The following is a 6,889-nucleotide window of genomic DNA, read 5'->3' as shown; positions in this document are numbered from 1 at the left end:
GCAAACCGCAGTTATGATACCCATGGCCATCGTCAGCGGTGTGCGGATAGCAGTATTCCCCGTCGTGCATGTGCACTTCTGTCTCGGTACACCCCGCAATGCCGCATCTGCCGTGGCTGTGTTCGCCTGTCATGGTACAGCCGTCGATGCCGCAGGCCCCGTGTGTATGAACGGCCTCCAGGCTGCACCCCGGCAAACCGCAGTTATGATACCCATGGCCATCGTCAGCGGTGTGCGGATAGCAGTACACCCCGTCGTGCATGTGAACTTCTGTCTCGGTACATCCCGCAATGCTGCATTTTTCGTGGCTGTGCGCGCCTGTCATGGTACAGCCGTCGATGCCGCAGGTCCCATGTGTGTGAACGGTTTCCAGGCTGCACCCCGGCAAACCGCAGTTATGATACCCATGGCCGTCGTCATCGGTGTGCGGATAGTAGTGCGCCCCATCATGCATGTGCGCTGCCGTTTCGGTACATCCCGCAATGCTGCATCTGCCGTGGCTGTGCTCGCCTGTGAGCGTACAGCCGTTGATGCCGCAGAGGCCATGCATATGCGCCTCCGTCTGTGTACATCCGGAAACCGTGCAGGAAAAGATTGCCTGTCTCTCCTGTGCCTCGTCCGGGACTTCCACGGAACTTCTGTTCACCGCATAGGAGACAATGCTGCCTGTTATCATGGCAATCGATACAAACGCAATGGCTGATAAGACTCTTTTCATTTCCACCCTTTCCTTTCAAAACGTATTTCTACCATATTTTTCCATCTAAGGATACTATAACATAAGGAAGCGCTGAAATCAATTCTGATTCCTCACAGACACTGATTCATTTTGCCTTCTTCCTTCATGATGTCATCAGTTCTGGCAATCCGGCGGTCTATACAACATTTTTTGACCAATCTCCTGAATATGAAAAACCGTATCTTGAGGGAAATATCAGATGCGGGTAGATGCGGAAGAGCGGGACAGGGTGGACCGGCTGTTGGACTCCATCAGCCTTAAAGGAAACGGCTGGCACAGTTGTGCGCCAGCCGTCTGACATTGGCAATCTACATGGAATGTGGGGCCATGTACTACAGCTTACAGCTCCTCCGGCCCCTCGTCGGCCCAGTAGGAGTATAGCATCGCCCCTACAGGCTTCCCGCGCAGCAGGGCCTTGCGGGTGGTATTCGGGCTGCACCATTCCTCCATGCGGGTGAGCCCGAAGCTTTCCCAGTCGGAGAAGAAGCGGTTCAGCTCCTCCTTCGGCAGCTCCTGCTTCAACAGGAAACCCCGCATGAGCCGCACGTAGCGGATGGAGAGACGGGCCTTTTCCACCCGCCAGAGGCGTATGGCGTCGTCTTTTACGGCTTCCCTGGCCTGGGACAACAGGGTGTCGTACTGATCCAGATAAGCCTCGTCCAGGAATCTGTGCAGAGGCTTGTCATTGAAGCCTACGTGGTCGTCTTCCTTTCTGGCGGTATCGCAGAGGAGACGGATGTACTGCCGGATATATTTCCCGCCCTCCCCGTAATAGTAATCCGTGAATTCCTCCATATGGCGGTCTACATCGGTATCCGCGTCCCACAGCAGCTTGGAGATGAGATAGGCCCGCAGCTCATTCAGGTCCGTGGAACCCCGCAGCGCGCCGCAGGCCTGCTCGAAGACGCCCTTGGCGCCGTTCTCCCGGAACAGGCGCATGTTGGGCTGCAGGGAGCGCCAGTTGGGATGGGGCGTGGGATAGTAGTTGAAGCAGGTGGTGTAGTCCCAGATATAGAGCTGCGCGCCGGTCCCGTGCCAGTCCCGGATGTCCTTTACGAATGCCATGTTCCGCTCTCTGGAGCACTCCTCGAAGGCGTGGGCGAAGCAGCACTCGATGGAGCACAGGCGCACGCACACATTGTGGCGGGGCCTTACCTTGGGGGCGCTCCTGGTGTACTGATAGGCCAGGGTGTCGAAGGTCACCCTGGGGAACTCCGGCTCCAGCTCTTCGGCGACGGCGTTCACGAAGCGGATCAGCGTGCCGGAGGACGCGCCCTCCTCCTCATTGATGCGGCGGCACTCGGGACACTGGCAGTCCAGGCTCCAGTCGTTCTGGGAGATGGAGACGATCTCCGCCTCCGGGTGCTCCGTGAGGTTCTTTCGCACGGCGGCCACCGCGATGGGCACCAGCTCCGGGTTGCTCAGGCAGAGCTGGTTCTTATAGGGGGTGAGCATGCGGACGCCCTCCTTGTCCATGGCGAAGTATTCGGGATGGGTCTCGCCGTATTCCTCCGGGGAGACGATATTCTCAAAGGAATGCACGAACCAGGAATACTGGATATGCCCGCCGTATTTCTCGCTGATGGGATGCTGCTGGCCGTTGAGGCGGGACTTGACGGCGAACTTCGCATAGACCCGGGGCTCGTAATAATTGTGCTCCCTGTATGTGAAGTCCGGACTGTGGGCTTCGTCCAGTTCCTCCAGCACAAGCTCGTCCGCAAAGGGCACTTTCTCGCAGGTGGCGGTAAAGAAACGGCAGCCCAGCCTTTCCAGGACCTCGTACACGCCGTAGATGACGCCGCGCTTGCCGCCTGCGATGCACAGATTCTCCCCAACGGTTTTCAGGAGGAAGTCGTCGTCCCCCCCGTCAAAGGATACGCCGTACCTTTCCGCGGCTCTCCCGATTGCGATGACAGGCCCGTCATAATCCGCCTCCGCGGCGTCAAAGGCCGCGGAGGTCATCCGCTCCAGATAGCTGCCCAGCTCCTGGGCTGCGCAGGTCTCCTGGGGGGTGGCGTCCGATGCCACCCGGATGCGGATGGATTTCCCATCCTGATAGATTCTGGTCTTCATAGTCGTCCCTTCCTTTCGCCGATTCGTGAATTAGAAAAGAAAATTTACATATTTAGCATACCTTGGCTTTTAGACACATGTCAAGCAGAATTTGTCCGAAAAGGGACTTGATTCACGGCCGGGAAAAGGGTAGTATATACGGTATGGCAACGGATCGTCAGGGCTTCTGCCGTGGTGGACGTAAACATGCAGAATAGGGGTAAAAGGGGCAATCGGTTAACGGTTGTCCTTTTTATATCATAAGGCCTTCCCGCGTGGCTGCCGCGGAAAGGGTCTGCACGAATACAAAGGAGAAGCGAGAAGTGTATGGGAGACCGATACGGGTATGTGCGGGTGAGCACAAAGGAACAGAATGAGGACAGGCAGATGATCGCCATGAGCGGGGTACAGGTGCCGGAGCGGAACATCTATGTGGACAAGCAGTCCGGCAAGGACTTCAACCGGCCTATGTACCGCAAGCTCCTGAAGCGCCTCCGGCCGGACGACCTGCTCTATATCAAGAGCATCGACCGTCTAGGCAGGGACTACGGGGAGGTGCTGGAGCAGTGGAGAGTCCTGACCAAGGAGAAAAAGGTGGACATCGTGGTGCTGGACATGCCGCTTTTGGACACCAGGCGGGGGAAGGATCTGGTGGGGACGTTCCTGAGCGACATCGTGCTGCAGGTGCTGTCCTTCGTGGCGGAGAACGAGCGGAAGAACATCCGCGAGAGGCAGCGGGAGGGCATCGAGGCCGCGAAGATCCGGGGCGTGCGCTTCGGCAGGCCCGAGAAGCCCCTGCCGGAGAATTTCGAGGAGATCCGCGGGAGGTGGGCCGCGAAGGAGATATCCGGGAAGGAGGCGGCCAGGCAGTGCAACATGCCCTCCACCTCCTTCTACCGCAAGGCCGGATATCGGAAGGAAGAGTAGACTTTGATTTTCTCTTGTGATATAATGTTGGAATCTATAGATTATAGAAGCAGGAGGAACGGACGGATATGAATATTACGGTTGTGGGAACAGGCTACGTGGGCCTGTCGCTGGCGGTGCTGCTGGCCCAGGAGAATACAGTGACGGCGTTGGATATCCTTCCTGAAAAGGTGAAACTGATCAATGAGAGGCGCTCGCCCATCAAGGATAAGGAGCTGGAAGAGTATCTGCGGGACAGGGAGCTGCACCTGACGGCTACCACGGACGCGGACAATGCCTACCGGGACGCGGACATCATCGTGGTGGCGGCTCCCACCAACTATGACAGCAGGACCAACTACTTCGATACATCGGCGGTGGAGGGCGTGGTGGACGCGGCCCTGAAGGCCAACGAACGGGCCACGGTGGTGATAAAGTCCACCATCCCGGTGGGATATACGGCCCAGCTGAACGCGCGGAAGGGGACGGACCGCATCCTGTTCAGCCCGGAGTTCCTGCGGGAGACCAGGGCGCTGTACGACAATCTGCACCCCTCCAGGATCATCGTGGGATATGATGCGGAAAAGGAAGGGACGAGAGCCCGGGCCGAAGCCTTCGCGGGGCTTCTGTCCGAGGCGGCATTGAAGGAGGACGTGCCGGTCCTCCTCACCGGGAGTACGGAGGCGGAGGCGGTGAAGCTCTTCGCCAATACCTACCTGGCCCTGCGGGTGAGCTTCTTCAACGAGCTGGACACCTACGCGGAGGTGAAGGGGCTGGACGCCAGGCAGATCATAGAGGGCGTGTGCCTGGATCCCCGGATCGGGGACCATTACAACAATCCTTCCTTCGGCTACGGCGGCTACTGCCTGCCCAAGGACACCAAGCAGCTTCTGGCCAATTACAGCGATATCCCGGAGAACCTGATCGAGGCCATCGTGGAGTCCAACCGCACCAGGAAGGAGTTCGTGGCGGACCAGGTGCTGAAGAAGGCCGGGTATTACTCTTATTCGGGACGGCTGGACTATGACCGCTCCTATGAGAGGACTACGACTGTAGGCGTCTACCGCCTGACCATGAAGAGCAACAGCGACAACTTCCGCCAGAGCTCCATCCAGGGGGTCATGAAGCGCATCAAGGGGAAGGGCGCGAACATCGTGATCTACGAGCCCACCCTGGAGGACGGGAGCACCTTCTTCGGCAGCCTGGTGGTGAACGACCTGGAGGAATTCTTCCGCCTGTCGGACTGCATCATCGCCAACCGCTATGACGTCTGCCTGGACAGGGTGGCGGACAAGGTGTACACCAGGGACCTGTTCCGGAGGGATTGACAGGGCCGGACAGTTCCGCCGGGGCATCCGGGGATTGGGTTAGGGAGAGCCGTATGGACAGGAGATTCAATGTTGCGGGGACATGTATTCCGGAAAAGCACTTTATGGCCGACACATCGGACAAAATTGACAGGATTGTGCGCCTGATTGAGCAGGATTCCTATTTTGTCATGAACCGTGCCAGGCAGTACGGAAAGACGACAACGCTCATGCTGTTGTGGAGACGGCTGAAAGAGCGGTATATCGTAATCAATACCAGCTTCGAGGGAATGGGGAGCGAGGCCTTTGGGACAGAAGACACTTTTGTCCGCAGGATTTGTTCCAGATTCGCAAGAGGGCTTCGGATGTCCGGCTACCATGAGGCTCAGGGAAAGCTGTGGGATACTTTTGCACCGGAAGAGAACCTGGACACCTTAAAGGAGCGCATCACGGCGTTCTGTGCCCAGGCTGACAGGGAGGTGCTCCTGTTCATCGATGAGGTGGACAAAAGCACGGATAATCAGATGTTCCTGAATTTCCTGGGGCTGTTGCGGGAATTGTATCTGGAGCGGGCGTTCGGGACAGTCACTTTCAAGAGCGTGATCCTTGCGGGTGTCTACGATATCAAAAATTTGAAGATAAAATATCGGCCGGACGAAGAGAGAAAGTATAATTCGCCCTGGAACGTGGCGGTGGATTTCCCGGTGGACATGAGGCTGTCCGTCCCGGAGATCTGTTCCATGCTTCGGGAGTACAGAGCGGAAAAGGGCATCTCTCTCGAGGCGGAGGGGATGGCGGAGGAAATCTACAGGTACACCGGAGGATATCCCTTCCTGGTCAGCCTGATCTGCCTCTGGCTGGACGAGAGGCTTCCGGAAATCGTGGAGCTTCCGGAATATTGGACAAAAGAGGGCATACGCACAGCGGTGCGGGAGATCCTGAAGGGCACGAACACGCTGTTCGACGATGTGGTCAAGAACATTGAGAATAATGACAGGTTCAGAAGGCTTGTGGAAGGAATCCTGCTGGAGGGCAGGCAGATTCCCTATAAGCTGTCAAACCCGGAAATCGATCTCGGCGTGACATTCGGCATCCTTGCGGAGGAGGATGGAATCTGTAAGATATCCAATATCATTTTCGAAATCTATATCTACGACCACCTGATTGCCGGAATGCTGATGGAACAGCGCAGGCTCCCCATACCGAGAAGCCGCTTTGTCACCGAAGAGGGAAGCCTGGACATGGAGGGGATTCTGCTGGGGTTCCGGGATTTTATGGACGCGGAATACAGGAAGAGGGATGACGCGTTCCTGGAGCGACAGGGCAGATTGCTGTTCCTGGCTTTCCTGAAGCCGATCATCAACGGTACGGGACATTATGTGGTGGAGCCGGAGACCAGGGACAGCGCCAGGATGGACATCGTCGTCTTCTACGGCAAGCGGGAATATATTCTGGAGCTGAAGGTGTGGCATGGCCCGAAACGATTTTCGGAAGGACTGGCCCAGTTGTCGGCATATATGGAGGGCAGAGGGCAGGAGCAGGGCTGGCTGTTGACGTTCTGTTTCAATGACGGGCGGGAGAGGATTGGAGAGGAGTATACCGGAAAGAGGAGCGTGGCGGAGGGAAGAACGATATATTCCGTCATCGTGTGATACCGGACGGGAGGTCACGTTTTCCGGCGGACATATTTCTTGACAGCCACCGCCAAAAAAGATATCATGGATAAGATATACTGCTTAACGATTTCACTTGCCGTGAAATCAGACTGCATAACGCTGACCGGTTCAATCGCATGATTGCATTAGGCAGTATTCAGCGGTATGCAGTATAAAAGGCCCGGAAAGCGGGGCCTGTGGGGGGGAGTGCCCCGGATAAGGAAAACAGA

At 57.0% G+C, this 6,889-nt stretch carries 4 protein-coding genes and 1 pseudogene; 3 read left to right on the top strand and 2 right to left on the bottom strand.

All coding sequences use genetic code 11. The features are described 5' to 3' along the window. Window positions 1-718, bottom strand: a pseudogene (locus tag Q2B33_RS01430) (hypothetical protein); the annotation flags it as partial. A 360-nt stretch (window positions 719-1,078) separates the two neighbouring features. Then, window positions 1,079-2,812 (bottom strand): DUF4838 domain-containing protein, encoded by a 1,734-nt coding sequence (locus Q2B33_RS01425; RefSeq protein ID WP_300566941.1) that lies wholly within the window; start codon window positions 2,810-2,812, stop codon window positions 1,079-1,081. Between the two features lie 306 nt (window positions 2,813-3,118). On the opposite strand from Q2B33_RS01425, the gene Q2B33_RS01420 reads away from it, so the two are divergent. The 3 genes from Q2B33_RS01420 to Q2B33_RS01410 all read left to right on the top strand — a co-directional run bounded on the left by Q2B33_RS01420 (window position 3,119) and on the right by Q2B33_RS01410 (window position 6,656). Beyond that, on the top strand, window positions 3,119-3,718 hold the full coding sequence (locus tag Q2B33_RS01420) for a recombinase family protein (RefSeq protein ID WP_296457917.1): 600 nt from the start codon (window positions 3,119-3,121) through the stop codon (window positions 3,716-3,718). Window positions 3,719-3,786: 68 nt separating this feature from the next. After that, on the top strand, window positions 3,787-5,025 hold the full coding sequence (locus Q2B33_RS01415; protein ID WP_300566945.1) for a nucleotide sugar dehydrogenase: 1,239 nt from the start codon (window positions 3,787-3,789) through the stop codon (window positions 5,023-5,025). Between the two features lie 104 nt (window positions 5,026-5,129). Further along, complete coding sequence (locus tag Q2B33_RS01410) at window positions 5,130-6,656, top strand: AAA-like domain-containing protein (protein WP_300566948.1); 1,527 nt, start codon at window positions 5,130-5,132, stop codon at window positions 6,654-6,656. The last annotated feature ends 233 nt before the right edge of the window (window positions 6,657-6,889 follow it).

This window comes from uncultured Acetatifactor sp., assembly GCF_948601915.1.
In the GTDB taxonomy this organism is placed as follows: domain Bacteria; phylum Bacillota; class Clostridia; order Lachnospirales; family Lachnospiraceae; genus Acetatifactor.
Note: the sequence above shows the minus strand (reverse complement) of the source record. Positions and strands in the feature narration are given on the sequence as shown.

Coding starts and splice junctions, on each gene's coding strand:
- Q2B33_RS01420 (WP_296457917.1), top strand. CDS start 3,119: ATGGGAGACCGATACGGGTATGTGCGGGTGAGCACAAAGGAACAGAAT.
- Q2B33_RS01415 (WP_300566945.1), top strand. CDS start 3,787: ATGAATATTACGGTTGTGGGAACAGGCTACGTGGGCCTGTCGCTGGCG.
- Q2B33_RS01425 (WP_300566941.1), bottom strand. CDS start 2,812: ATGAAGACCAGAATCTATCAGGATGGGAAATCCATCCGCATCCGGGTG.
- Q2B33_RS01410 (WP_300566948.1), top strand. CDS start 5,130: ATGGCCGACACATCGGACAAAATTGACAGGATTGTGCGCCTGATTGAG.